This window comes from Pseudomonas rosaeacicularis (genome assembly GCF_057128745.1).
This window is the reverse complement of the sequence record NZ_JBSKHT010000004.1, coordinates 114,871-139,607: the sequence shown is the minus strand read 5'-3', so window position 1 is coordinate 139,607 and position 24,737 is coordinate 114,871. Positions and strand designations below refer to the sequence as shown.

Sequence of the window (24,737 nt, the reverse complement as noted above, 5' to 3'; positions counted from 1 at the left end):
ATCGTCCGAAACACCGTCTTCGCGAACAGGTTCGCTCCCACAGTGAATCAGCGGCGCCGCTGGTTTTTGAGTTCACGCCGATCCGTTGGTGCCGCGTGCGCCCAGGTCCCAGGAGGATGCAAAACCCGTGGGAGCGGACCTGTCCGCGAAGGGGCCGGTACATTCACTCCCTCTCTATCGTCCGAAACACCGTCTTCGCGAACAGGTTCGCTCCCACAGTGAGTCAGCGGCGCCGCTGGTTTTTGAGTTCACGCTAACAAAAGCAAAACCCGCGGCCTCGCTTCTGATCGGTTATTTGAAGATCGAGCGGATCGGCTCTTTCGGTGCCGGGTCGTAGCCCACCAGATCCAGCGTCAGCTTGGCGTAGGTGCCGTCGGCATTCATGTCCGCCAGCGCTTTGTTGACCGCTTTGACCAGATTGTTTTTGCCCAGCTTGAAGGCAAAACCTTTCTGGATGTGGCTGACGTAATCGTCGGTCATGACGATCGGCAGATGCACGGTTTTCATCAGGTAGGCGGCGCTGATGGAATCAGTGATCACCGCATCGGTGTTGTGGTTGATCAAGTCCTGGATCGCGTCGGATTCGGCCTTGTAGTTTTTCAGCACGCCGCCTTTCTCTTCGGCAATCGCGCTGAAGGTGGTGGACACCTGCACGCCGACGTTTTTGCCCTTCAGGTCCGCCGCGGATTTGATCGACGAGTTCGGCGGTGTAACCACGCGCCCACCCGATTCCAGCCAGCCGTCGGAGAACAGAATCTGCTCCTGACGGCCTGGCGTGATGTCCATCGCCGCGCTGATCACATCAAACTGATTGGCGGCCAGGCCTACCAGCAGAGCGTCCCACTTGATCAACACCGGGGTGTATTCCAGGTTCAAGCGCCGGGCGACTTCTTTCATCACTCGGATTTCCAGGCCATCAAGCTGACCTCCTGCGCTGCGCATGCTGAACGGCGGGAACGTGCCCTCGGTGGCTACCAGCAATTTGCCTGGACGGATCAGCTCCAGCGGTTCATCGGCACTGGCCAACGTGCCAAAAGCGAGCACCGACACTGCCGCGAACATTTGCACGATATTTCTGACTTTCATGGTCACGCTCTCTTTGCTGGTTAATGTTGAACGCGGGACGTTGGGCGGGCAGGCCGGGGTTTTATTCCATCAAGTCAGGCAAGTGGATCAGGCAGGTTTCGCGCTTTTCAGCCGCTCACTGGCAAGCAGCGACATGAACTCACTGAGCACTGTGGCGCCAAGCAGCGAAGTGATCTGGCCAGCGCCTTCGTACATCGGGCTGATTTCCGTGACATCGCAACCCACCAGGTTGATGCCGTTCAGGGCACGCAACAGCAGGAGTGTTTCGCGGGCCGACGGGCCACCGGCTTCCGGCGTCTCGACCGCAGGTGCGAAGGCCGGATCGACAAAATCCATGTCGAAGGTGATGAAGGTTGGACGCCCGCCAGTGCGCTCGCGGATGCGCGCGGCCAGGGCGGGGATGCCCATTTCGAACATTTGATCGGTGGTCACCACTTCGTAGCCCAAGTCGATGGACTGGGTGATGTCGGTGGGACGGAACAGCGAGCCACGCAAACCGATCTGGATCGAATGCGCGGGGTCCACCAGGTTTTCTTCTACGGCGCGACGAAACGGCGTACCGGCGCTGTAGAGCTTGTCGGCGAAGTACTTGTCCCAAGTGTCGCTGTGGGAATCGAACTGCACCAAGGCAACGGGACCGTGCTTGGCCGCTACGGCGCGCAGTTCGCCCAGCGTCACCGAATGATCGCCGCCAATACCGAATGGCACGACGCCGGCGTTCACCAGCCCGGCCACCGCTTGTTCGATCCGTTCCAGGCAGTCTTCTTCGTAACCGGGCACCACTGCCGCATCACCGGCATCGGCGATGTTCAGGGTTTCGAAAATATTGATGTTGTCGCGGTACGGGCTTACCGGGCGCAGCATCACCGACATAGCACGCACGGCATTGGGCGCAAAACGTGCGCCGGTACGGAACGCCGCACCCGAATCGGACGGCAGGCCAATGACTGCGGCATCCAAGCCTTCCAGTGTGGTGGCCATCGGTAAACGCATGAAAGTCGGCACTCCGCAGAACCGCGGGGTAGAGAGGGAATCGGTGGGTAGTACGCTCATGTTGTGCTCCTGTTGCAATTCGTGTTTCGGGACTCGGCATGCGCGAGGCATCGCCAGTCCTCATCAGGTTTGGGCCTACGCCGGCAGCACAATCGCCGAGCGCGGATCGCAGGCCAGTGCGCGCAATGCAACGGCCACGTCTTCAAGCGCCGGCCCCTGCAGGTCGAGCAATGGCTGGCGCACTGAGCCACCTTTGAAGCCGCGCAGATTCATGATGGCTTTGGTGGTTTGCGGCTGGCCGTGTTTGCGCGCCAGTTCACGCAGCGGGAACCAAAGACGATGCAATTCAATGGCCAGCTTTGCGTCGCCGTTTTGCAGCGCGCGGAAGGTTGCCAAAATCAGCTCTGGCAATGCACCGCTGTTGGTGGAACTGATGCCGTCAAAGCCCGCCATCATCGGGCCGCTGAACACCAGGTCCGAGGCGCAGAACAGTCGAACCTTGCCCCCCAGCTTGTTGGCGATACGGTCGATGACCGTGGGCGTCAGATCGCCCTGTTTCAAACCCACCACGCCTTCGATTTGCGCCAGTTGTTCAATCACCGGCACCGAGAGGGTGATGCCAATACCGGGTGCGTTGTAGATCAGAATGCCGGTCTTGGACAGCGGCGCCATCTGCTCGAAGAAGCTGACGATCTGGGCATCGGTGATCTCGGACACGAATGGCGGCGTGACCATCGGCAGGCCGCCGAGGTCGCCGGCCAGCTGTGTCAATTGACGCACGTCGCGGCTGTCGGAGCCTGCGGTGCACAGCATGACCGGCACTCGGTCGCCCACGATGGCCATGACCTTGCGGAACATGTCGGCGCGCTCTTCACAGGTCATGACAGCGAACTCGCCGTACGTTCCGCCGATCAGCAACCCGTCGTAACCCAGCGCAATGACCCGCTCGATGTTCTCGGCCATGGCCGGGTAATCGAACTCACCGCTGCTAGTGAAGGGGGTGACTGTGATGTTGAAGATACCGTGAAGGCGTTCGCGACATTCTTGAAGGTTCTGCATGGGTGTTCCCTGGGGGCTGTTCGTCAGAGTGATCGAATATTGTATTATCTGTATTCATATGTACAATAATTTTTCGTGCAACGGATGCCTCTGTTTTCACTTGGGCAGACGGCAGCGGTGAGCGTCCTTGATAGGATGTGCGCACTTTATTTTTGAGGTTTTGTGTCCATGGCTTCGTTACCGGGTCAGAACAGCCGCCGTCTGGCTAACCAGATTCTCGATTTCGTGCGCAAGGCGAAATTCGAGCCTGGGCATCATCTGCGCGAACAACAGATTGCCGACTTGTTAGGCGTCTCCCGCACGCCGATCCGCAACGCGCTGAAACTGCTGGTCGAGGAAGGGATTGTCGAAGCCCGACGCAATCAGGGTTTTTTCCTGCTCAAGGCCTTCGATGCCCTGCAGCGGGTGGAACTGAGCGTTTCATCGAGTCTTGAAGATTCGCTGTATGAGCGGCTGGTGAATGACCGGCTGAGCGGAGAGATAGCCAATTCCCTGACCCAGACCGAAATCGCCAAGCGCTACGACGTCGACCGGGTCACGCTGATGAAAACCCTGACGCGCCTGGCCGAGGACGGCCTGCTGATTCGCAACAAAGGGCATGGCTGGAGCTTCTTGCCCACGCTGGACAACGACGAAGCCCTGCGCAGCGGCTACCGGTTTCGTCTGATGGTGGAGCCGGCCAACTTTCTCCAGCCGCAATTCACGCCTAACGCCGCCGCCCTTGAGCGCTCGCGGTTGCAGCATTTGTATCTGGCCAGCCATTCCGATTCGGCGGCGGTCAGCAACGCGCAATTGTTCGAAACCGACGCGCAGTTTCACGAAATGTTCGCTGAGTTCGGCGGTAACACCTTTGTGATTCAGGCCATTCAGCAGCAGAACCGCCTTCGCAAGCTGCTGGAATTTGCCGGTTACGCCAACCGCCGACGGGTACGTGACTGGTGCACCGAACACCTGGCGATCATCGACGCGGTGACGCACGGGCACTACGCCGAGGCGAGCGAGCTGATGCGCAGACACCTGACACACGCCGACGACGCGGCCCAGCCCGGAAAACCCCGTGTGGGCAAAGCGCCCGCAAAACCCCGCGCGCCGCGTAAGGCAGCCGTTGTCCCGATTCCGGATTAGCTCCCTTGGGAGCGATCCATCCTGTAGCGAGAGGTTTTCATGGATTTAGGTTTGCAAGGTAAACGAGCTCTGGTGCTGGGCTCCAGTCGTGGTCTGGGTCTGGCGATTGCCCGGTCGCTGGCTGCCGAAGGTGCTGCGGTTACGCTGTGTGGCCGTCGGCGTGAAGCGCTTGCGGATGCGGTGGCGGAGCTTGTCGCCCAAGGCGCCGAAGCCGATTACCTGGTGCTGGACCTGGCCGATGCAACCCAGCGGCGCACTGCGCTCGAAGGTCTGTTGGCCGAAGGTCGCGGCTACGACATCCTGATCAATAACGGTGGCGGCCCTGCACCGGGGGCAATCAGCGCCGTGCAAACCGCCCAGTGGCAGGGCGCGTTCGACAGCATGGTCAGCGCGCTGTTCGAGATCACCGCCGCGTTGCTTCCCGGCATGCGCGAGCGCAATTGGGGGAGGGTGATCAACGTCGTGTCCTCCGGCGTTGTGCAGCCGATCGCCAATCTCGGCATTTCCAACACCTTGCGCGCGAGCATCATCGGCTGGGCCAAGACCCTGGCAGGCGAAGTCGCGGCCGAGGGCGTCACGGTCAATTCGGTCATCCCCGGTCGTATCGCCACGGCGCGGGTTGGCGAGCTGGACGAAGCGGCAGCCAAACGCACGGGCTCTACCGCAGACGCGATTGCAGAGGCCTCGCGCCATACCATTCCTGTCGGCCGTTATGGCGATCCTGCCGAGTTCGCCGACGCGGTGGCCTTTCTCGCGAGCGCCCGTGCGGGCTATATCACCGGCACCAGTTTGCGGGTGGACGGCGGACTGATTCGCAGCATCTGAACACCGTTCCGATTGATCAATCTCGACCACTGCGTCCATGAGTCGCGTCTGAATCGATTGAGCAATCTGTACCCCTGCATGCAATTACTGAGAGAGAACCGCTATGTTCACACCGCTTCTGGCCCGGCGAATGGGCCGTGTCCGGCCATCGCCCACGGCCGAAATCTCCGACAAGGTCCGCGCGTTGACCGCAGCAGGGCATTCAGTCATCAATCTGGGTGAGGGCGAGCTGGATTTCCCTACGCCTGCGCACATCGCCCAGGCCGGTATTGAGGCCATCAATGCCGGTGAAACCAAGTACACCGCAGTGCCTGGCAGCGCGCGTCTCAAGCAGGCGATCATCGATAAATTCAGCCGTGAGAATGGCCTGAGCTACAACGCTGGCGAAGTCATCGCCGGTGCAGGCGCGAAACAGTTGATTTTCAATGCGCTGATGGCGACGGTAAATCCGGGCGATGAGGTGATCATTGCCGCACCGTATTGGGTGTCTTACCCGGACATGGTGTCGCTGGCAGAAGGTGAAACCATCGTCGTGCAGTGCCATGAGGCCGACGGCTGGAAACTTCAGCCGGGAGCGCTTGAAGCCGCCATCACCGAACGGACTCGTTGGGTGCTGCTCAACTCGCCCAACAACCCGACCGGCGCGGTGTACAGCGAGGCCGAAATCAAGGCGCTGACGGACGTGCTGTTGCGTCACGAGCACGTGCTGATCCTGGCTGACGACATCTACGAGCACACCCGTTTCGGTCAGGCATTTTTCACGCCTGCGCAGGTCGAGCCGCGCTTGCTGCCTCGTACGCTGACGGTCAACGGTCTGTCCAAAGCGTTCTCCATGACCGGCTGGCGAATTGGCTACGCAGGCGGGCCGAAATGGCTGGTGGACGCGTTGCAGGTTCTGCAATCGCAAAGCACGTCAAACCCGAGCTCGATTTCCCAGGCGGCGGCGATTGCAGCGCTGGATGGCGGCACCGGGTTTATCGACGACTGGATCGGCAGGCTTGCCGAACGCCGGGATCGCGTGCTGGGCAGTATCGGGCGCATCACCGGGCTGGCCTGCGCGATGCCGGAGGGGGCGTTTTATCTGTTCGTCAATTGCCAGGGCATGTACGGCAAACACACTCCCGAAGGCAAGGTGATTGTCGATGACTTTGACTTTGCCAGCTATCTGCTCGATGAGGCGAAGGTGGGCACGGTGCATGGCTCGGCGTTTGGTGCGCCGGGTTATCTGCGCATTGCTTACGCGGTGGATGATCGACTGCTGGACGATGCGTGTCAGCGGATCGAAGCGGCGTGTGGTCAGTTGGTCTGATTAAGCCGCGTGCATCTTGAATGGGGGCGTTGCGATCAGACGTCGAATGCAAAAATCTGTGGGAGTGGACCTGTCCGGGAAGGCAAATCAGGCGCGACAGATGCGGTTGTAACGGCCTATTCGCGGACAGGTCCGCTTCCACGGTTGCGGGTTCATCCGAGAATGTACGGCGAACACACATCCCCGGTAGGAGCTGCCGAGCCCTGCGCAGGCTGCGATTACGGTCTGCCTGACACTGAGTTTCGCAGCCTTCGGCAGCTCCTACAGGTTTGGCGGCTGGCCACGCCTTCGCGGCGAACCCACATCCTTGTAGGAGCAGCCGAGCAGCGCGAGGCCGCGATGGGGCGTAACGGGTGTACCGCAGCGGCCACCCGCACGGGATGCCGAACGAATCGTGGGTCAGATCAGCAGCAATGGACGCTCTAGCGTGCCCAGTACCCGATACCCCGTTTCGGTGATGACCACTGTTTCACTCACGCCCACCGTGAACTCGCCGTAAATGCGCAACGCCGGCGGGATGTGGAAACACATGCCCGGTTGCAGCTCGGTTTTGACGCCGCTGTACAGGCTCAGAATCGAGCCTTCGCCCCAGTCAGGGGCAAACGAAACCCCCACCGAGTAACCGGTGCGTTTCTTGAACGCATCGGTGAATCCGGCGCGATCGATCACCGCCTGACAGGCGTTGTGTGAAGCTTCGCACGGCTCTCCCGGACGTAACGCATCCAGTGCCGCCTGCAAGGCGTCCTGACAGACCTTTTCCATCTCCACGGCAATCGACGGCGGTTTACCCAGCCAGGCACAGCGCATCAACGCCGCGTGATAGCGATCGTGGCTGGCGGCCATTTCCAGAAACGCAGGTTCACCCGCTTGCAGGGTGCGGCGGCGCCAGGTGCCGTGGGGAATGCCGGTGCGCGGACCGCTCGACACCAGCGGCTCCATGCCCATGTACTCCGAACCTGCGGCAATCGAGGCCTGAAGCATTGCCGCTACCAGATCGTTTTCAGTAGCGCCTTCACGCACGGCATTCATGCCGGCGCGCATCCCTGCATCGACATAGCGCGCAGCGAACTCCAGTTTCTCCACTTCAGCCGGCGATTTCACTGCACGCAGCTTTTCCACCACGCCAGCCGCGTCATGGATAGTGCCCAGTTTGGCCTGCAACGATTCATACACTGCGATGGGCAAGAACCAGCCGCGTTTGTCGATGGCAATACGGCGGTGGCTCCAGCCTTTTTGCTCGATAGCGGCCACCAGAAAACTCACCGGATCATCGCCGTCCAGATACACCGACGCATCGCTGATGAAGGTATTGGCGATGAAGTTGAAATATTCGAGCTGACGAATCACGAACATCGGCTCGCCGTCCACCGGCAGCACCAGTGCTTGAAACGTGTAGTAGCCGGGAGTTTGCTGGCCGGTCAGGTAGAAAATATTTTCCGGACCCGTGACGATCATCACGTCGATGCCGGCCTGAACCATGTTGGCTTTGGCGCGGATAACGCGTTCGGCATATTCATGTGCAGCGAACGCGGACTCGCTGCCTTGGCGTACGTTGACGGGGGGCGCTAGGTTCATCAGAAACTCCGAATCAGTTGAGTTTTGTTCAGATCAAGGGTGATGCCCAGTCCCGGAGCGGTGGGCATCCAGGCCTGACCATCCTGGTAGTGAAGGGGGCGGGCGGGGTCGTCACAAACTCCATCGGCGCCGTACAGTTCGGCGAATCGTGGCTGCGTGACGCAGGCCACATGCAGCGCGGCGGCGGTGGCAGCCGCGCCTTCGTTCATCTGGCCGATCATGCAGGTGACACCGGCCTGGGTCAGCCGCCTTGCAGCGGTCACGCAGGGCGCGATGCCGCCGATCTTCACCAGTTTCAGGTGCGCCCAAACCTTGCCGCGCAGGCCGCACAGGCGGTCCAGATCTTCGCTGCCCGCCAGGCCTTCGTCGATCATCAGCGGCAGCGGGCTTTGCTCGGCGAGCCGCTCCATGGCGCGCCAGTCGCCAGAGGCGATGGGTTGTTCGACGTAGGCCAGATCAAATCGCGCCAGCGCTTCCAGGTAGTTCGGCGCTTGTTGCGGTGTCCACTGTCCATTGGCGTCGACTGCGATTTTGATGCTGTCGCCAAAGCGATCGCGCAAGGCCTGTAATCGCGTCACATCCTCTTCAAAACTGCCCACGGCGATGCGCACCTTTAGGTCGCGAAAGCCGCGGTCCACATACGCTTGGGACTGCTGCAGAAAAACCTCCAGCGGCGACCAGAAAAGCGTCTGGTTGCTGGCATAACGAACGTCCGCATCCGGGGCACCCAACCATTGCGCCAGCGGCAGACCGGCGCGGCGCGCAATCAGGTCATGCAGGGCGCAGTCGATGAGTGTGCGCACGGGCATGCTCAGCGCGGCGGCCCATTGCGGCATCTCAGTCATCAATTGCTCGGGTTCCTGCTGCCAAGGCAGCGTCGAGAGCGCCTGCAACGCGTGGGCGATGACTTCATCGGGCTCATAGCCGTTGAGATAAGCAATGTTGATTCGCACCTCACCAACGGCCTGATGCTGGCCGTCGTCCAGACACAAATACAACGCCTGAAGCTCGCCGACGCTGCCCGACGCCGCCGTGTGCAGCTGCACGCCGTTGCCGTAATGCAAATCGGCACGACGCAGCGAAACGGCAAGGCTCATGCGCGCTCCAGCGGCAGCATTTGCAGGGCGATGTCCCGGTAAATCAGGCTGGCGGCGATGAACTCGTCAATGGGCACGAACTCGTCCGGTTTATGCGCTACGGCCAGAGTGCCGGGGCCGATCACAGTGCCGGTGGTGCCCAGGCTACGAAAGTGCACCAGGTCGCAGCCTCCCTGAAAGCCGAACGGGCCAGCGTTGCCATGATTGTGCTCGCGGCAGGCGGCGAGGCTGGCCTGGACGATGGGTTCGGATTGCGCGGTTTCAGTCGCGCCGCCGGTGGTGGGGATGTACTTGAGCACTTCGGCGCGCACGCCAAAGCGCTCGTTGGCCAAGGCCAGCAGTTGTTCGATTTCGGCCTTGACCGCGTCTTCGTTTTCCCCCGGCACCATGCGCCGGTCCAGCAACAGATCACAGGCACCGGGCAGCACGTTGTCAGCGTGTCCGCCGTTGATCCGGGTGACGGTCAGGCTCGCTTCGCCGACCAGTGCGTGGCAGTGGCATTTGACCGAGGTCTCATGATGCTGCTCGATCAGGCCAAGCAACTGCCCGGCGCGGTAAATTGCATTCTCACCCAGATGCGGCGTGCCGGAATGTGCTGTCACGCCATGCACGCGCACCAATGGCCGCAAGCTGCCTTTATGCGCAGTGAATGCAGCGTTAGATGTGGGCTCGCCGATCACCGCGAAGTCGATATGGGGTGGCTGGTGGGCGACGTAATGTTTGGCGCCTTCGCTGGCGATTTCTTCATCGGCGGTGAACACCGCCATCAACGTGCCGGACCACTGTCCGCGACAGGCGATCAGCATGCGCGTGGCTTCGATCATCGCCACCATCGGACCTTTGGCGTCGCAGCTGCCACGCCCGTACAGTTTGCCGTCGGCCTCGTGCAGCACGAACGGATCGGTGCTCCAGCCTTCGCCGGCGGGCACCGTGTCGATGTGGGTGTTGAAGGCAAAGGTCGGGCCCGGGCCGTTGGCGAAAGAGGCGATCACATTCACGCGTCCGGGTTTGTATTCGGACAGCGACAGGTCGAAACCTTCCGCCTCCAGCAGTACTTTCAAGTGCTGAGCCGCTTCAAGCTCATGGCCGGGCGGATTTTCGGTGTTGATCGCCACCAGGGCGGCGAGGTCGCGTTTCATGCGGGCAAAGTCGGGTTGCTGATTCATTGGGGGATCTCAGTGCAGGATCTGATCGAGAAAATGGCGAGTGCGCGGGTTGACGGCCCCGCCAAAAAAGTCCGAATTGCTGGCGTTTTCGATGATTTCGCCGCTCTCCATGAACACGATGCGGTCTGCCGCGCGGCGGGCGAAACCCATCTCGTGGGTCACCACCAGGCTGGTCATGCCCTCGCTGGACAGTTCGGCCATCACGTCGACCACTTCGCGAATCATCTCCGGGTCCAGGGCCGAGGTGGGCTCGTCGTAGAGCATGACTTTGGGTTTCATCGCCAGCGAACGGGCGATGGCCACGCGCTGCTGCTGACCGCCGGAAATCTCGTCCGGGTAGGCGTCGGCCTTTTCCGGAATACGCACTTTGCCGAGCAACTCGACCGCGATGTCGTGTGCATCAGCGCGGCTCATGCCGAGCACCTTCATGGGTGCGAGCATGATGTTTTCCACCACCGATAAGTGGGAGAACAGCTCGAAGTTCTGGAACACCATGCCGATGTCCCGCCGTAGCAGGTGGACGTTGCGCTTGTCGTAGTCGATGCGCCGACCCTCGAAGAACAGGTCGCCGCCATCGGCAGGTTCCAGTTGATTGACGCAGCGCAGCAGGGTCGATTTACCGGAGCCTGAGGGCCCGATGATCACCACCGTTTCCCCGGTGCGCACGTTCAGTGAGCAGTTTTTCAACACCTTGAACGGGCCGTAGCTTTTGTCGATGCCGATCAGTTCCAGCAGCGGTTTGCCGTTGCCCGAGAGATTTTTTTGCATGTGGGTTTGCTCCTGGCGGACAGAGGCCTAACGAACGGTGGCGCCGCGTGAGGTACCGAGCATGCGTTCGGTGAGGCTGATGCGCGGACCTTTGCGGCGTCTCTTCGGATCGAGCTTGCGTTCGATCAACGCCTGAACGCCCATGAAAATCGTGGTCAGGACCAGGTAGTAGATACCGGCGGCCGTAAGCGCCTCGAAATAGCGGAAGTTGGAGCTGGCGGTCTGGTTCGCCACCAGCATCAATTCTTCAACTGCCACCACCGAGACCAGCGCGCTGAGCTTGAGCATGCCGACCATCTGATTGCCGATGGGCGGCAGGATCATTCGCGTGGCCTGAGGAATCACCACATGGCGCAACACCGCAAAGGGCTTCATGCCCAGCGCCAGGGCAGCGGTGCGCTGACCCTTTTTCACGGCCTGCATCCCGGAGCGGATGATCTCCGCCATGTAAGCGCCTTCATTGAGCGACAGCGCCAAGACAGCACTGACCATTGCCGACAGACGAATGCCGAAGGTGGGCAGCACGTTGTAGATGAAGATGATCTGAAACAGCACTGGAGTGCCGCGAAACAGCCACAGATAAATCAGCGCCAAGGTGCGGCCCGCGCGGGTCTGGCTGTCTTGCAGGAGGGCAATCACAACGCCGACACCGACGCCGAACACCAGCGAGTACAAAGTGATGAGCAGGGTGGTCACGGCGCCGTGGAAAAACGCCGGGGAGATCAGGTATTGCCAAACCAGTTCAAGCGACATGATGCGTCCTCACGTGAAATTGCCTGGCGCCGAACCTTTGCGGCGCCACGGCTTCTTGGTGATCAGGCATCAGTCGAACAGTGAAACCGTCGCAGGAAACTTCCATTTTTCGATGATCTGCTTGTACGTGCCGTCTGCGACCAGTTCTTTGAGCGCGCTCTGCAGCGCATCGCTCATCCCTGTGTTGCCCTTGGCCACGGCCATGCCGATGCGGGTTTCCGATTCAAATTCGGGGCCGACGGTTTTATAGACGCCAGGCACATCGCGCAGCATCTGCACCACACCGGGGGTGGAATCGAACGTGGCATCGGCGCGTCCCTGGCGCAGGCTCAGTGCCGAGGCCTGGGCGGTTGGCAGGGTCTGGACCTTGACCGCCGCAAGACCTGCAGCTTTGCAGCGTTGGTCATCCTGGCGGGCGTAGGTTTCCTCGATACCGCCCAGGGTGACGGCCACGGTCTTGCCGCACAGCGAGTTGTCTCGACCGGTGACCTTGGCCGGGTTGTCTACGGTGACGACCACTTGGTTGCCGATGCGAAGGTACGGGACGAAGTCGACCTGGGCCGCTCGTGCTTCGTTCATGTACATGGCCGAGTTGATCAGGTCCACGCGCTTGCCTTGCAGCGCCGGGATCAGCCCCTGGAACTCCATGTTCATGGCGGTTGGCTTGAGTGCCATCTTCTTGCCAAGGGCTTCAATCAGATCGATGTCGAAACCGGTGAGCTTGCCGTCGGCCTGGAATTCGAACGGCGCAAAGGTCGCCGCTGTGCCGTAGGTCAGCAAGCCTGGGGTCATGACGGGGGCCGGGCTCGCCGCATTGACGAACGGGGCGGCAAGGAGTGCGGTCATCAGGGTGATGGAGCGCAGGCTGAAGCGGGACGATGTCATCATGTAAATCTCCAAAACCATCAGTTCATTGCACGAGTTGTGTCAACAAGTGCAAATTATCCGGAAGTTGCAATGAGCCCTTGGAGGGCATGCCGCTCTGTAATGATGCAGCGGGTGTGACTTTCGGCGTAATTAGCAGGAGGGGTGCAGCCCAATCGGGCTCAAGGGTTACGCAGCAATATGCATTCCATGTTCTTGCTGTTTGATCTAATACGATGTTTCAAGAGCGCGCGACCCTATGCGTTGTGCCAGTCATTGCCAGCGCCGCCAGCAGAAATTCCTCGATCAGCGGATGTGCATTGCCGCTGCGTGAGCCAAGTTCCGGGTGGCCTTGCATGCCCTTGTAGAACGGATGTTTTGGCCAATTAATGGCGTCGACAATCTGCCCGCTGTGGTCGGTGGCCGTGACCTCCAGCCCTGCGCTGCGCAGCGGGGTAATGAGGGCGGGGGCCAGCATGAAACGGTGGTTGCAACGAATGCGCTGGTGATCCTGCAACTGTTGCTCCAGCGCCTGGTCGGTAAAACTCAAGCGCTGGCTGCCCAGACGATGAGCTGGCAAACCGGGCGTGCCCGCCATAGGAGAAAAGCTTTTGATCGGCGCATGCGGCGCCGCTTCGGCCATATTGGCCTGCTCAAGCCCGGGGCAAGACTGCGCGAGTGCGGTGGTCATCGATTGCATGCCAAGGCACAAACCCAGCGTGGGGATCATCGAACGCAAACCATATCGCGCCGCTTCGATCTGCCCCGGCACGTTGCCCATGTCTGAGCCACCCGGCAGGACAATCCCTGGCACCGAGGCGAGCTGTGAAAGATTCAACTGCTGTGCAGAAACGAACCGTACCCGCAGGTCAATGCCGGTGGCGTCCGCTGCATCGCCCAGCGCCGCCAGTGTGGCGGGGTACACGTCGGTCTGATCTGCCTGAGTGCCGATCAGCACCACCGTGAGCGGGTTTGCGCCTGAGGGGCTGGATGCTTTATCCAGCGCGCGGCCCCAGCGGCCAAACGCATCACGGCCCCAGACCCCGTAGCGCGAGGGCTGGCCCTGGGCGGTCTGCAGATCCCACAGATCATTGCGTCGCCGCCCCGTGAGATGAATGACCGGGATACCAGCGCCAGCGGCTTTATCGATCAGCTCCGTAGGTAAGGCCTGTTGCTGAAACTCTGGATGCCACGGCACCACGACATCATATTCGGCGGCCATCGCGACGATCTCGTGGACGCTGCTGGCCGGCAGCACTTCGCGCCCGGTTGCACGTTCATACCAAAGCAACCCACTGGGCACCAACGCCCCGGCTGCGGCCACCATCTGCACGGTGTCAGCGCCATGTTCAGGTTGGAATTCAGTCGCCAGATGCATCAGCAGGGCGCCGTCCATTTCGGCGACGCTGGCAGCCAGCGCGCCGAACAGGGCGGGGCAGGCATTTGAATGGGTAACCAGCGTGAGGGCCATCCAGGATCTCCGTTGAGTCGCGCACTGGCGCAACACTGCAATGCAATCAAGAGTGTCTCTTTCGCGCCGATAGAGATAGCCTGTATTTTTTGTTTCGATCGAAAGTATTTCTTATGGACAGTCGTTACCTGAAAAGCCTGTTAGCCGTGATTGAATGCGGCTCGATCGCCGATGCGGCGCGTGCCGAGGGCTTGACCGCAGCGGCGGTCAGTCAACGTATTCAGGTGTTGGAGCGCTCGCTGGGCTTTGCACTGTTGTCCCGCGTCGGGCACGCCGCAAAACCCACTGAAGCTTGTGTGGCTCTGCTGCCGCGAGCACGCAATATCGTCAGAGAAGTCCAGTTGCTGGCCGGCGATGCTGACCTGAGCGGGATGACCGGCTCTCTGCGCATCGGAGCCATTTCCACCATGCTCACCGGATTGCTGCCCAGCGCCTTGCTGGAATTGAGCCGACAAGCACCCGGCATTCAGCCGTCGATTCTGCCAGGCACTTCGCGCTCGCTGTATGCGGCATTGCAAAATGGCGAGCTCGATGCGGCGATCATCGTGGCGCCACCGTTCGAGCCGCCGAAGATGTTTCGGGTAGCGCCCCTGCACCGGGAAAAGCTGGTGCTGGCGTCCAAGGCGCTGCCAACCGAAGGGATTGCTCACGTGCTGCAATCGCATCCTTACATCTGCTACGAGCCCCGGTCCTGGGGAGGGCTGCATGCCGAGCGTTATCTGCACGACAGCGGTCTGGCGCTCAAGCCGCTGTTCAGTCTCGACGGTCTTGAGGCCATTGCGATGCTGGTGGCTGATGGCGTGGGCGCCAGTCTGGTGCCGCAATGGGCGGGGCTGGACCGACTTGCTCAGGATTTCAACATCACCCCGGTGGGTGAAGGCTATGACCGACAGATCGTGTTGATCATGCTGGCTCACACCGACCGGCCCCGGATGCTTGAAGCCTTGCTCCAGTCATTGGCTAAGCGCTAAGCAGGCAACGCTGGCTCAGCGGCAGGTGCACACTCATCGCCCCGCGCGGCAGAAAGACCGAACTCCTCGGATCGTCTCCAAGTCCACCTTTAGCAAGCGCCACGATGCGCAGCATCAACTAAAGGAACACGACATGACCGATTATCCCAAACCGCCTTTCAAGCCGCAGCAGCAACCTGTACCTGGTGATCAGAGCCGGATGGAGCCCTATCCTGACTGTGGCGAAACTAGCTACAAAGGGTCTGGCCGGTTGAGCAATAAGATCGCCTTGATCACCGGCGCCGACAGCGGCATTGGTCGCGCTGTGGCCATTGCTTTTGCGCGAGAAGGGGCGGACGTCGCTATTTCGTATCTTGATGAACACGAAGATGCGAAGGAAACCGCGCGCTGGGTCGAGGAAGCGGGCCGGCAGTGCCTGTTGCTCCCGGGAGATCTGGCGGACAAAGAGCAGTGTTCGGCCATCGTGCGCGAGACGGTCAGCCGATACGGACGCATCGATGTGCTGGTCAACAACGCGGCGTTTCAGATGAGTCACGAAACGCTGGAAGAGATTTCCGATGAGGAATGGGTGAAAACGTTCGATATCAACATCACCGCCATGTTCCGCATCTGTAAGGCCGCGCTGCCATCAATGGCATCAGGTAGCTCGATCATCAACACCAGTTCGGTCAATTCCGATTCGCCCAAGCCGACCTTGTTGCCTTACGCGACCACAAAAGGCGCCATCGCCAACTTCTCTGCGGGCCTGGCGCAGATGCTCGGCCCGCGCGGCATTCGGGTGAACAGCGTGGCACCGGGACCGATCTGGACCCCTTTGATCGTCGCGACCATGACCGATGAAGACGTGAAGAGTTTCGGTGAGGAAACACCGCTCGGTCGGCCCGGCCAACCGGTAGAAGTGGCGCCTATTTACGTGCTGCTGGCGTCCGACGAGGCTAGTTACATCTCGGGCACGCGTTACGGGGTCACGGGTGGGAAGCCCATCCTCTAAGCGCAGATGAGGTCGCCGGGTTTGCTGCCGCTTCGCAGCAGATCGTCGGCAAGCCAGACTCCTATGGCCTTCGGCCGGGATCAAAAGCAGCCGCCTTGCGTTTGGGGCTGCGGTACACATCAAAAGCGCTCGCGAACAAGTTCGCTCCTACAGTCGTTGTCACGATCAGCTTCTGCCGCAGGCGTAGGAGCTCTCGGAGGTAACGACGGCAGCGATGGGGCGCAAAGCGGCCCTAAAACCAAACGCCTCGGAGTGTCAGGCGAAACGATGTCGCCGGGTTTGCTGCCGCTTCGCAGCAGATCGTCGGCAAGCCAGACTCCTACGGCCTTCGGCCAGAATCAAAAGCAGCCGCCTTGTGTTTGGGGCTGCGGTACAAATCAAAAGCGCTCGCGAACAAGTTCGCTCCTACAGGGAGTGTGTCGTTGTCACTGCTTCTGCCGAAGGCGTAGGAGCTCTCGGAGGTAACGACGGCAGCGATGGGGCGCAAAGCGGCCCTAAAACCAAACGCCTCGCAGTGTCAGGCAAAACGACGTCGCCGGGTTTGCTGAAGCGTCGCAGCCGATCGTCGGCAAGCCAGACTCCTGCGGCCTTCGGCCAGAATCAAAAGCAGCCGCCTTGCGTTTGGGGCTGCGGTACACATCAAAAGCGCTCGCGAACAAGTTCGCTCCTACAGCAAGTGTGTCGTTGTCACTGCTTGTGCCGAAGGCGTAGGAGCTCTCGGAGGTAACGACGGCAGCAATGGGGCGCGAAGCGGCCCTAAAACCAAACACCTCGCAGTGTCAGGCAAAACGACGTCGCCGGGCTAACTGCCGCTTCGCAGCAGATCGTCGGCAAGCCGGACTCCTACGGCCTTCGGCCAGAATCGACGAGCCGCCGTCCGTTTGGGCCTTCGGCCAGAATCAAAGCGCATCGCGAGCAAGCTCCCTCCCACAAATGGCATGGGCCGTCCGAAATCACGCACCATTCGTCCATTCGTGCGCACCATGCCTTGTCCGGTCACTCCAAAAAAGCTCACACGACGGAGAACAACAAGATGCCCACCGAACCGGTTGATAGCCCAGAAATCCTCGACAGTCATCGTCCTCAGCCAGCTGACGACGTACCCGAAAACGTGTCACTGGCTAACGAGTCAGCCAACGAGTCAGCCGACGAAAATACCCCGGACGACACGCCTGAATACCCGCTGTCTGCCCCCATGAAACCCGATGACCCCGAGCGCCGCAGCGAGCAATCGAAAGCTGAAACAGCCGGCCTGGTCGAGGAACAATTGCCAGCGCATCCGGCAGAATCTGCGTCCGCTAAACCCAGCTTCAAACTGGCGCTGGGATCTGCAGTGCTGATTGCGCTGTCCTTGGGTTTTGAGCTGGGCCAAAACGTGTCGCGACGCCGCTGACAACAAACCCCAAGTCAGTGATTGAAGAGGGCGCGGAGGTCGGTGATCAGGCTGAGCCCTTTAGGCTCCCAGCCCAAACGCGTGCGAGTCTTTTCGCTCCGGCTGGACATGTCCTGAGGCACGAATCCCGACATCCAACCGAAATCCGTCGTTGCTTCTTCCTGAGTGACGGACGCCGTAGGCAAACCAAGGCCTTCTCCGATGGCGCGGGCTATCGACCGAAAGTCGATGCCTGATTCTGCGGTGGCATGGTAGCGGGCGCCCGGTTGATGTTTTTCCAGGGCCAAGCGATACAGATGCGCGGTGTCTGTCAAGTGCGCAGCCGACCATTTATTGAGCCCTTCACCGATGTAAGCAGACCGGCCATTTTCCCGCGCCATCTTGATCAGTTCTGTCACCAGACCCTGCTTCACCGGATTGTGGATTTGCGACAGGCGCATGACCACCACATTGACACCGCGTTGCAGCAGCGCGTCCCCGGCCAGTTCCGAAGCAGCCCGAGGATGGGGATGGTGGGAATCGAAGTAATCCTCGTCGGCAGGTTGTCCCGGTGCGGGGGATCCCATTGCGGTGGCTGAAGTAATGATCAGCGGGCGCTGGGAAGCTTGCAGCGCTGAACCCAAGGCGGCAATGACCCGCGAATCCTTCTGACAGTTAGCCGTGAAGTGTGCAAAGTCATGATCGAACGCCGTGTGAATGACCGCGTCGCATCCTTCGGTAGCGCGTTGCAGGATGGCGAGATCCTCCATATCGCCTGAGTACGGTTCGGCGCCCATGGCCAAGAGTGCATGGGCACCGGCTTGCGAACGCGTCAGGCCGAGTACCTGATGACCCGCGCTCAGTAACTCCTGAGCCACCTGAGAACCGATAAAGCCTGTTGAGCCCGTCAGAAATACACGCATGCTGGAATCTCTCTTTGCGAAAGTCAGCAGAGTGCGCGTAACGTTTATCGGGTAATAGCCGTGACGTTATCAGGGTATAAACACTAACAGGATCACCATGGCACAGCATTCGGCTCACCTGCTGGGAACGTATCTGAAAGACTGCCGGGCCCGTCTGGACCCTGCCAGCTTCGGCTTCTCCAGTGCTCGTCGCCGCACACCCGGCTTGCGCCGGGAGGAAGTAGCCCATCGCGCCAATATCAGCGCCACTTGGTACACATGGCTGGAGCAGGGGCGCGGTGGCGCGCCGTCCACGCAAGTCCTGGACCGCATCGCCGAAAGCCTGTTGATGACCGAGCCCGAACGCGAGCACTTGTTCATGCTCGCGTTCGGTCATCTGCCTGAGGTGGTCTACCGCGCTCCGGAAGGGATAACGCCGCGCTTGCAACGCATTCTCGACACCCTGCATTTCAGCCCCGCGATGATCAGGACTGCCACCTGGGATGTGTTGGCCTGGAACAGCGCAGCGGCAGCCGTGTTCACTGACTACAGCTTGTTGCCGGTGGGCCAGCGCAACATCTTGCGGCTGATGTTTTGCAATCCAGGCGCTCGGGCCAGACAGGACGATTGGCAGGGGGTGGCGCGCTTTGTCGTCGCAGCCTTTCGAGCGGATGCTACACGGGCGGGCGCTGCCTCTGAAGTCAGCAAACTCGCCGATGAGCTGTGCACTCTGAGCCCGGACTTCGCAGCGTTATGGCGCGAGAACGACGTTCGGCTGGGCGGTGACGGAACCAAACGCCTGCGCCATCCGACCCATGGAATGATCGAGCTGGAATATTCCGGCTTCGCGATTGATGGCCGCCCGGACCTTGCAATGATCGTCTACAGCCCGGTGACCAGTGTCGATGCTGAGCGCGTCCGGGCGCTTGTGGACGGCCTTGGCGGCAAATGACCTGCAAGGCTCGCAGGTCTCGAGCCCCGCAGGATCAGGCTGTCAGTACTTCCAGCTGACGGACGCAGTGAGGTTGCGCGGCGCACCGTAGTTGGCGCTGGTGCCGCTTTTGAGCGACATCAGGTATTTACGGTCGGTGACGTTGTTCAGGTTCAACGACGTGCTCCAGTTCTTGTCGATGTCATAGCTGGTAAGCAGGTCGACCAAGGCATACGCATGCTGGTTCACGTTGCTGTAAGTGTCGTCTTCGATGCCGCTCTGCCAGCTCACGCGGCCACCGACCTTGGCTTTCGGCATACCGGGCAGGCGATAGGTCGCCATCCCTCGGAAGCTGTGGGTCGGCACGTATTTGCGCGCTTCGTCGCCATCGGCGTCTTCGATGTGCACGTAGGTGTAGCCCGCCAGCAGGTCCAGGCCTGGCAGCGCTTCACCGGACGCCTGCAGTTCGATGCCGCGGCTTTTGAAATCCACGGCGTCGTAGACGTATTGATTGCCCAACTGGCCTGCGTATTCGGCCACATTCTCTTGCTTGGTTTTGAACACCGCCGCCGTCAGGTTCAGGCGGTCATCGAGCAGGCTGCCCTTGATGCCGACTTCGGTGCTTGTGCCTTCAAGCGGATCGATCAGATTGCCATCGGTGCTCAGCACGTACTGCGGGGTATAAATCTGCGTCCAGCTGCCGTACACCGCCCACTCGCTGTTGAGGTCATAGACCAGACCGGTGTAAGGCGTGACCTTGCCGTGCTCGCGGGTATCGTGGGCAGCGCCATAGTTTTCACCCTTGCCATCAGCGCTGAGCATGCGCGCGCCGACGATCCAGTGCAGGTCGTCAAGCAGGCTGAAACGTGCCCCGGCGTACAGACTTTTCTGGGTGTCGCTGAAGTTGCCCATGTTGTTGGCGTCGGTGTAGTTGAGCCCGGGTTTCGGGATATTGCCGGCCAGAGCGTCGGACAGTGTGGTGGTGTAGTAGCCGATCTCGTCGAGGTTGTAGGCGGTTTCCTTGTGATGGGTGCGACCGTAGTTGGCGCCGAAGGTCAACTCGTGATCGCGCCCGAACAGGCTGAACGGCCCGGACAATTTCGCCTCGCCGATCAACTGGTGTTCCTTGCTGGAGGTGTCGGTGGCGTAGGCCGAGCCCACATCGTCGGTCACGCCGGAGATGTAGTAGATGTCTGCGTCCTGGTACTGGGTGACGCCGGTCACGGTGACCTTGCCATTCCAGCCGTTGCCGAAATCGTGGTTCAGCTCAGCAAAAGCGCGCTGTGTATGCAGGTTCCAATAGGTCCACGGCTGGCCGACGCTGGAGCTGCGGCCGCTGTAATGGATAGCGTTGCCGTTGCCGTCGATCAGCGGCAGGTTGCCCCAGCTGCTGCCGTTGGCGTCGCTGTTGTGCTGGGAAAAACCTACCGTCAGCGTGTCGGCATCGGACAAATCAAAAGCCAACAGACCGGCGGTCACGTTGACTTCGTGGCTGTAGCGGTCCAGGTAGGAATTGCCTTTGTCGTGGGCATAAATGAACCGCCCGCGCACATTGCCGGTGGGGGTCAACGGGCCGGACACATCCACATCCACGCGACGGCTGTCCCAGGAACCGACACTGGCATCGACCTGCGCCTGAAAGGTGGCAGTCGGACGTTTGCGCACGAAGTTGACCGTGGCCGAAGGGTTGCCGGTGCCGCTCATCAATCCGTTGGCGCCGTGCAGCACGTCGATCTGTTCGTACTCGGCCAGATCCTGCTCACCCACCAGCGTGGTGGAGGCGAAAGGCATGCCCATGCCGTCGTATTCGAAGGTGTCGATGGTGAATCCGCGAGAGGTGAATTCGGTTCGGTCGGTTTCGATTTGTTCAACGGTCACTGAGGGCGCTGAGCGCAGGGCATCGCGGATGCCATTGAGTTTGAAGTCATCGATCTGGGCGCGGGTGATTGTGGTAATGGCTTGCGGGGTTTCTTTGTCCGTCAGTCCCAGACGCGTTGTGCTGCTGGCAGGCCGGGCCTGATAGCCCACGGTCTGTTCATCGACCTGTCCGCCAGTAGTCTGGATCTGCGTGGCAGGCAGCGTGAGTTCTTCCGCGGCATGAGCCAGGGGCATCGCGCTGCAAGCGCCGGCGAGCAACAGCTGTTTAGAGAGACGGTTCAAAGGGACTTTCCTAAGGGGATGCAGGACAAAGATTTGGTAATGGATGAGGTTGCGAATGAGAAAGATATACATTCAGTGACAAACTTTCGACATATTTTTCACATTTGACGCATTTGAGTGGGAACTCGGGAGGTGTCTAGCCCGGGGATAGGCGTCTGACGGCTGTCACAATCTAGTGGGAGGGCAGCCGTCATTTGGGGAGAGGGCGCTTTTCTGAGGCCGATTTTGAGGCAATGAGCCCCTGTTCTCGCGGCCTAATGGACAGGCAGTGGCTTGCGCACCTGAACATCATCGGCGCGCCGACCGAGATACCAGCCGGTCAGCGCCCAAATGGCGGCACATAAAGCGCCGATCAAGGCAACCAGCACCGTCCCTTGGCCGAGCATGTCCAGCAGGCTTTTGGCCCAGGCGCTGATGGCGTCGCCGCCGCGATAAACCACGGTATCGATGAAGTTCTTGGCCTTGTATTTGGTTTGCGCGTCCAGCGGTGCGAACAACATCTCACGGCCGGGGCGGATGAACGCGTACTCGCCGATCCGTCGCACAATCATCAGCCCCGCGAGCATGGCGAAAGTGGGCGCCAATGCCAGGCCGACGAAGCCTATGCACACCAATGCAGGGACCACCGCCAGCAAGGTGCTGACGCCGAAGCGCTGGGCGATGCGCCCGGTGATGAACAGCTGCGAGACCAGCGCGCCCGCCTGCACGGCGAAATCAATCAGGCCGAACACCCGAATCTGTTCTTCGCGGGTGGTGAACAGTTGCGCCACCAGACGCGCCTGTTCGAAATAGAGGAAGGTACTGGCCGTGGCCAGCAGCACCACAAACAGGCACATCATCAGCAGGTACGGAGAACGCAGCACCTTGACGATGCCGCTGAACGGATTACCCGGCACTGGTCGGCTGGAGCTTTCTGCCGCAGGCGCGCCGGGCCGACCTGCGCCGCCGCGCTCTCGCCACGCCATCAAGTAACGCTTGAGGATCAACGCCACCAACAGCAGCATGGCGCTGACAAAAGCGAGTCCGGCTTGCCCGAGCAAATCAATGGAAAACGCGCTGATCAGCGGCCCGAACAACCCACCGACGCTGGCACCGGCAGCGATAAAGGCAAACAGCCGCCGTGCCTGCGCGCTGTCGAAGGCATCGGCCATCAGGCTCCAGGCCACTGACACCACGTACAGGTTGTAGACCGAAATCCACACGTAAAAGGTGCGGGCCAGCCAGACACTGTCGTCATGCAGGGCAAAGGTGCCAGCGAACAGCAGCAGGTTGACGGCGAAAAAACCGTACACCCAATCAACAAACTGCACCCGTGGCACCACCGAGTTCAGCCAGCCGAACAGCGGCACCGCGATCAGCATCACGACGAAGGTAGCGGTGAACAGCCATTGCAGGTTTTCAACCCCACCCTGAATGCCCATGGCCTCGCGAATCGGTCGCAGCATGAAATAGCCGCAAAACAGGCAGAAGAACAACGCGAAACCTGTCAGCGCCGGGTACAGCTCATCCGGCTCGGCATTGATGGCACGGGCAGCGCGGTGCATCAGTGATGTGTCGGCAATGGGCAAGTGCTGGCTCCTGTGGGCAATGCGGGTGTATCTAAAACTTCGGTTATCTGTAGGAACCAACTTGTTGGCGATTTGAGCGGGGGCGGGATGAAATACTGCTTCGCGAACAGGTTCGCCCCACAGACGACTTCCGTCAGGTGAAGGCCTCAACGATACGCTCACGCAACGCAGCGTCCGGCAGTCGTCCCTGGCCTGCAAGCAAATTGTCGGCGGCATAGCGTGGATTGCTGGTCGCTGGAATCACCGCAGTGACGGCTGTGTTGGCGAGCACGAACTTGAGCAGCAGTTGGGCCCATGAACTGGCATCCAGTTCGGCGGAGGCCCAATCCGGCAGCGGTTTGCCCTTGACCTTGGCGAACAGGCGCCCGGCCTCGAACGTACGATTGGCCAACACCGCGACCCCATGATCGGCGCACCACGGCAGCAAGCGTTTTTCCGCATTACGCGCCCCGACCGAATAATTGACCTGGACGAAGTCGACCTTCTCCTTTTGCAATATCGCGAGCAAATCATCGTGGGCCGACTCAAGATAGTGCGTCACCCCGACATAGTGAATGCGCCCCTGCGTCTTGAGTTCGCGCAGGGTTTTCAGCTGGGTGGCGGTGTCTTGAAGGTTGTGCACCTGGATCAGATCAATGCGCTCGGTCTGTAATTGCTTGAACGCCTGTTCGATCTGGCTCAAGCCCGCCTCGCGACCGGTGGCCGAAACCTTGGTTGCGACAAATGCCTGGCGGTGAGCATTGGCGCGGGTCAGCAGTTCGCCAGTGACCTGCTGGGCATCACCGTAGCTGGGCGCGGTGTCGATGAGTCTGGCGCCGCCGGCGAACATCGTTTTGACCACGTCAAGGGCTGTCGCCATTTCGCTGGAAGCGACGTCGATGTCAAAGGTACGGGACGTGCCCAGGCCAATCACCGGCAAGTCTTCCCCTGTAGCGGTGATCTTGCGCATGAGCAGGGTGCTGGCCGCGAACGCCGGGAGCAGCGGGGAGAGGGCGGCCATCGCGGTGAGGGCTGTGGTGATCTGAAGGATGTCGCGACGGCTGAACGAGTGAACGGGCATGACAGGCTTTCCTTTCGTTCGTGAGGGGGCGCACGTGTCGGCTTGTAACAACCTTGTCATCGATAGAAGCACATTGGCGCGTAACAGGCTGAGCTGTCTGGACGAGGGGGATCGGAAAGTTTTTCAAATCATTTCCGCCGCCGGTTGTCAGTACACGGATCCTGCTGCCGGAACGACCGTGTGGTCTGAACCTTGCACATCGTGAACGCTAGCGATCTGGATCACCGAATATTGACGCGCACCCCCATTACCCACGTATAGACGGGCTTCATTTGAAGCCATGTCATGGAGTCGACCTTGAGTACCCTCGCAGAACTCGCCGCAAATCTTCGCAAGCTTGAGCGGCGCGCTGAAACCACGTTATTGGACACGGCTGCACACGATGCGACGGGATGGGAACAACTGATGCCCCTTGGCCAGTCAACCAAGTGTATGACTGCGCTAGACATCGCGCCGCGCAGCCGCATTACCGTGCTAAGGGTTATCGAAGGTGATCTGGCCTAAGGCTCTTGATTCTAAGAGTTTATCCTTTCGGGCAATTGCACAATCATAGTGGCCCTGTGGGTAGGCTTACGGCGCGCGCTCCCCTATAATCCGCCGCTCGAAATCCAATGAACTTTTTTCGAACTTCGCGTCACCCAAGCAGCTGAAGCCAATGACCAATAAAAAGTCAGCGCAGGAGGGGGCTAAA

General features: G+C 60.4%; 22 protein-coding genes. 8 read left to right on the top strand and 14 right to left on the bottom strand.

Annotation, left to right across the window (positions count from 1 at the left end):
- Positions 1–291 precede the first annotated feature (291 nt).
- The 3 genes from ACWKWM_RS07255 to ACWKWM_RS07245 form a co-directional block, all read right to left on the bottom strand.
- Positions 292–1,086: a transporter substrate-binding domain-containing protein gene (locus ACWKWM_RS07255; protein ID WP_483845486.1), complete on the bottom strand. Its 795-nt coding sequence runs from the start codon at positions 1,084–1,086 to the stop codon at positions 292–294.
- Between the two features lie 87 nt (positions 1,087–1,173).
- Complete coding sequence (speB, locus tag ACWKWM_RS07250; RefSeq protein ID WP_483845485.1) at positions 1,174–2,139, bottom strand: agmatinase; 966 nt, start codon at positions 2,137–2,139, stop codon at positions 1,174–1,176.
- Positions 2,140–2,214: 75 nt separating this feature from the next.
- Positions 2,215–3,138: a dihydrodipicolinate synthase family protein gene (locus ACWKWM_RS07245; RefSeq protein WP_483845484.1), complete on the bottom strand. Its 924-nt coding sequence runs from the start codon at positions 3,136–3,138 to the stop codon at positions 2,215–2,217.
- A gap of 168 nt (positions 3,139–3,306) precedes the next feature.
- Between ACWKWM_RS07245 and ACWKWM_RS07240 the strand changes: the two genes are divergently transcribed.
- The 3 genes from ACWKWM_RS07240 to ACWKWM_RS07230 all read left to right on the top strand — a co-directional run bounded on the left by ACWKWM_RS07240 (position 3,307) and on the right by ACWKWM_RS07230 (position 6,397).
- Positions 3,307–4,263, top strand: a complete 957-nt coding sequence (locus tag ACWKWM_RS07240; RefSeq protein ID WP_483845483.1) for a GntR family transcriptional regulator — start codon at positions 3,307–3,309, stop codon at positions 4,261–4,263.
- 51 nt (positions 4,264–4,314) lie between these two features.
- Positions 4,315–5,088 carry an SDR family oxidoreductase gene (locus ACWKWM_RS07235; RefSeq protein ID WP_483845482.1) on the top strand — a complete coding sequence of 258 codons (774 nt, stop codon included), beginning with the start codon at positions 4,315–4,317 and terminating at the stop codon, positions 5,086–5,088.
- Between the two features lie 103 nt (positions 5,089–5,191).
- Positions 5,192–6,397, top strand: a complete 1,206-nt coding sequence (locus ACWKWM_RS07230; RefSeq protein WP_483845481.1) for a pyridoxal phosphate-dependent aminotransferase — start codon at positions 5,192–5,194, stop codon at positions 6,395–6,397.
- A 399-nt stretch (positions 6,398–6,796) separates the two neighbouring features.
- Here the strand turns inward: ACWKWM_RS07230 and ACWKWM_RS07225 are convergent, their stop codons facing one another.
- From ACWKWM_RS07225 to ACWKWM_RS07195, 7 genes are all read right to left on the bottom strand, one after another.
- Positions 6,797–7,972: a M24 family metallopeptidase gene (locus tag ACWKWM_RS07225; protein WP_483845480.1), complete on the bottom strand. Its 1,176-nt coding sequence runs from the start codon at positions 7,970–7,972 to the stop codon at positions 6,797–6,799.
- A complete protein-coding gene (locus tag ACWKWM_RS07220) occupies positions 7,972–9,069 on the bottom strand; it encodes a mandelate racemase/muconate lactonizing enzyme family protein (protein WP_483845479.1) in 1,098 nt (365 codons plus the stop codon). Before ACWKWM_RS07220 ends, ACWKWM_RS07225 begins: the two co-directional genes overlap by 1 nt.
- The gene (locus ACWKWM_RS07215; RefSeq protein WP_483845478.1) at positions 9,066–10,235 is read right to left on the bottom strand and encodes a M20 family metallopeptidase; all 1,170 of its coding nucleotides are present in this window, start codon (positions 10,233–10,235) and stop codon (positions 9,066–9,068) included. Before ACWKWM_RS07215 ends, ACWKWM_RS07220 begins: the two co-directional genes overlap by 4 nt.
- Positions 10,236–10,244: 9 nt before the next feature.
- Positions 10,245–11,003: an amino acid ABC transporter ATP-binding protein gene (locus tag ACWKWM_RS07210; RefSeq protein WP_483845477.1), complete on the bottom strand. Its 759-nt coding sequence runs from the start codon at positions 11,001–11,003 to the stop codon at positions 10,245–10,247.
- A 27-nt stretch (positions 11,004–11,030) separates the two neighbouring features.
- Positions 11,031–11,756 (bottom strand): amino acid ABC transporter permease, encoded by a 726-nt coding sequence (locus ACWKWM_RS07205; RefSeq protein ID WP_483845476.1) that lies wholly within the window; start codon positions 11,754–11,756, stop codon positions 11,031–11,033.
- A 69-nt stretch (positions 11,757–11,825) separates the two neighbouring features.
- The gene (locus ACWKWM_RS07200; RefSeq protein WP_483845475.1) at positions 11,826–12,644 is read right to left on the bottom strand and encodes an ABC transporter substrate-binding protein; all 819 of its coding nucleotides are present in this window, start codon (positions 12,642–12,644) and stop codon (positions 11,826–11,828) included.
- A gap of 217 nt (positions 12,645–12,861) precedes the next feature.
- A complete protein-coding gene (locus tag ACWKWM_RS07195; protein WP_483845474.1) occupies positions 12,862–14,091 on the bottom strand; it encodes a glutamine amidotransferase-related protein in 1,230 nt (409 codons plus the stop codon).
- A gap of 113 nt (positions 14,092–14,204) precedes the next feature.
- Here ACWKWM_RS07195 and ACWKWM_RS07190 point away from each other — a divergent pair, with 113 nt between their 5' ends.
- The 3 genes from ACWKWM_RS07190 (at position 14,205) to ACWKWM_RS07180 (ending at position 17,446) form a co-directional block, all read left to right on the top strand.
- Positions 14,205–15,062, top strand: coding sequence for a LysR substrate-binding domain-containing protein (locus ACWKWM_RS07190; protein ID WP_483845473.1), 858 nt, complete (start codon positions 14,205–14,207; stop codon positions 15,060–15,062).
- Positions 15,063–15,195: 133 nt separating this feature from the next.
- Complete coding sequence (locus ACWKWM_RS07185) at positions 15,196–16,053, top strand: SDR family oxidoreductase (protein WP_483845472.1); 858 nt, start codon at positions 15,196–15,198, stop codon at positions 16,051–16,053.
- Between the two features lie 1,033 nt (positions 16,054–17,086).
- Positions 17,087–17,446 (top strand): hypothetical protein, encoded by a 360-nt coding sequence (locus tag ACWKWM_RS07180; protein ID WP_483845471.1) that lies wholly within the window; start codon positions 17,087–17,089, stop codon positions 17,444–17,446.
- 14 nt (positions 17,447–17,460) lie between these two features.
- Here the strand turns inward: ACWKWM_RS07180 and ACWKWM_RS07175 are convergent, their stop codons facing one another.
- Positions 17,461–18,348 carry an SDR family oxidoreductase gene (locus tag ACWKWM_RS07175; RefSeq protein ID WP_483845470.1) on the bottom strand — a complete coding sequence of 296 codons (888 nt, stop codon included), beginning with the start codon at positions 18,346–18,348 and terminating at the stop codon, positions 17,461–17,463.
- Positions 18,349–18,445: 97 nt separating this feature from the next.
- Here ACWKWM_RS07175 and ACWKWM_RS07170 point away from each other — a divergent pair, with 97 nt between their 5' ends.
- Positions 18,446–19,279: a helix-turn-helix transcriptional regulator gene (locus ACWKWM_RS07170; RefSeq protein ID WP_483845469.1), complete on the top strand. Its 834-nt coding sequence runs from the start codon at positions 18,446–18,448 to the stop codon at positions 19,277–19,279.
- 42 nt (positions 19,280–19,321) lie between these two features.
- Here the strand turns inward: ACWKWM_RS07170 and ACWKWM_RS07165 are convergent, their stop codons facing one another.
- The 3 genes from ACWKWM_RS07165 to ACWKWM_RS07155 all read right to left on the bottom strand — a co-directional run bounded on the left by ACWKWM_RS07165 (position 19,322) and on the right by ACWKWM_RS07155 (position 24,046).
- Entirely contained in the window at positions 19,322–21,370 is a 2,049-nt protein-coding gene (locus ACWKWM_RS07165; protein WP_483845634.1) for a TonB-dependent siderophore receptor, read from the bottom strand.
- 302 nt (positions 21,371–21,672) lie between these two features.
- Positions 21,673–22,962 carry an NTP/NDP exchange transporter gene (locus ACWKWM_RS07160; RefSeq protein WP_483845633.1) on the bottom strand — a complete coding sequence of 430 codons (1,290 nt, stop codon included), beginning with the start codon at positions 22,960–22,962 and terminating at the stop codon, positions 21,673–21,675.
- A gap of 157 nt (positions 22,963–23,119) precedes the next feature.
- Positions 23,120–24,046 (bottom strand): aldo/keto reductase, encoded by a 927-nt coding sequence (locus ACWKWM_RS07155; protein WP_483845468.1) that lies wholly within the window; start codon positions 24,044–24,046, stop codon positions 23,120–23,122.
- Between the two features lie 297 nt (positions 24,047–24,343).
- Between ACWKWM_RS07155 and ACWKWM_RS07150 the strand changes: the two genes are divergently transcribed.
- Positions 24,344–24,550: a hypothetical protein gene (locus ACWKWM_RS07150; RefSeq protein ID WP_483845467.1), complete on the top strand. Its 207-nt coding sequence runs from the start codon at positions 24,344–24,346 to the stop codon at positions 24,548–24,550.
- The last annotated feature ends 187 nt before the right edge of the window (positions 24,551–24,737 follow it).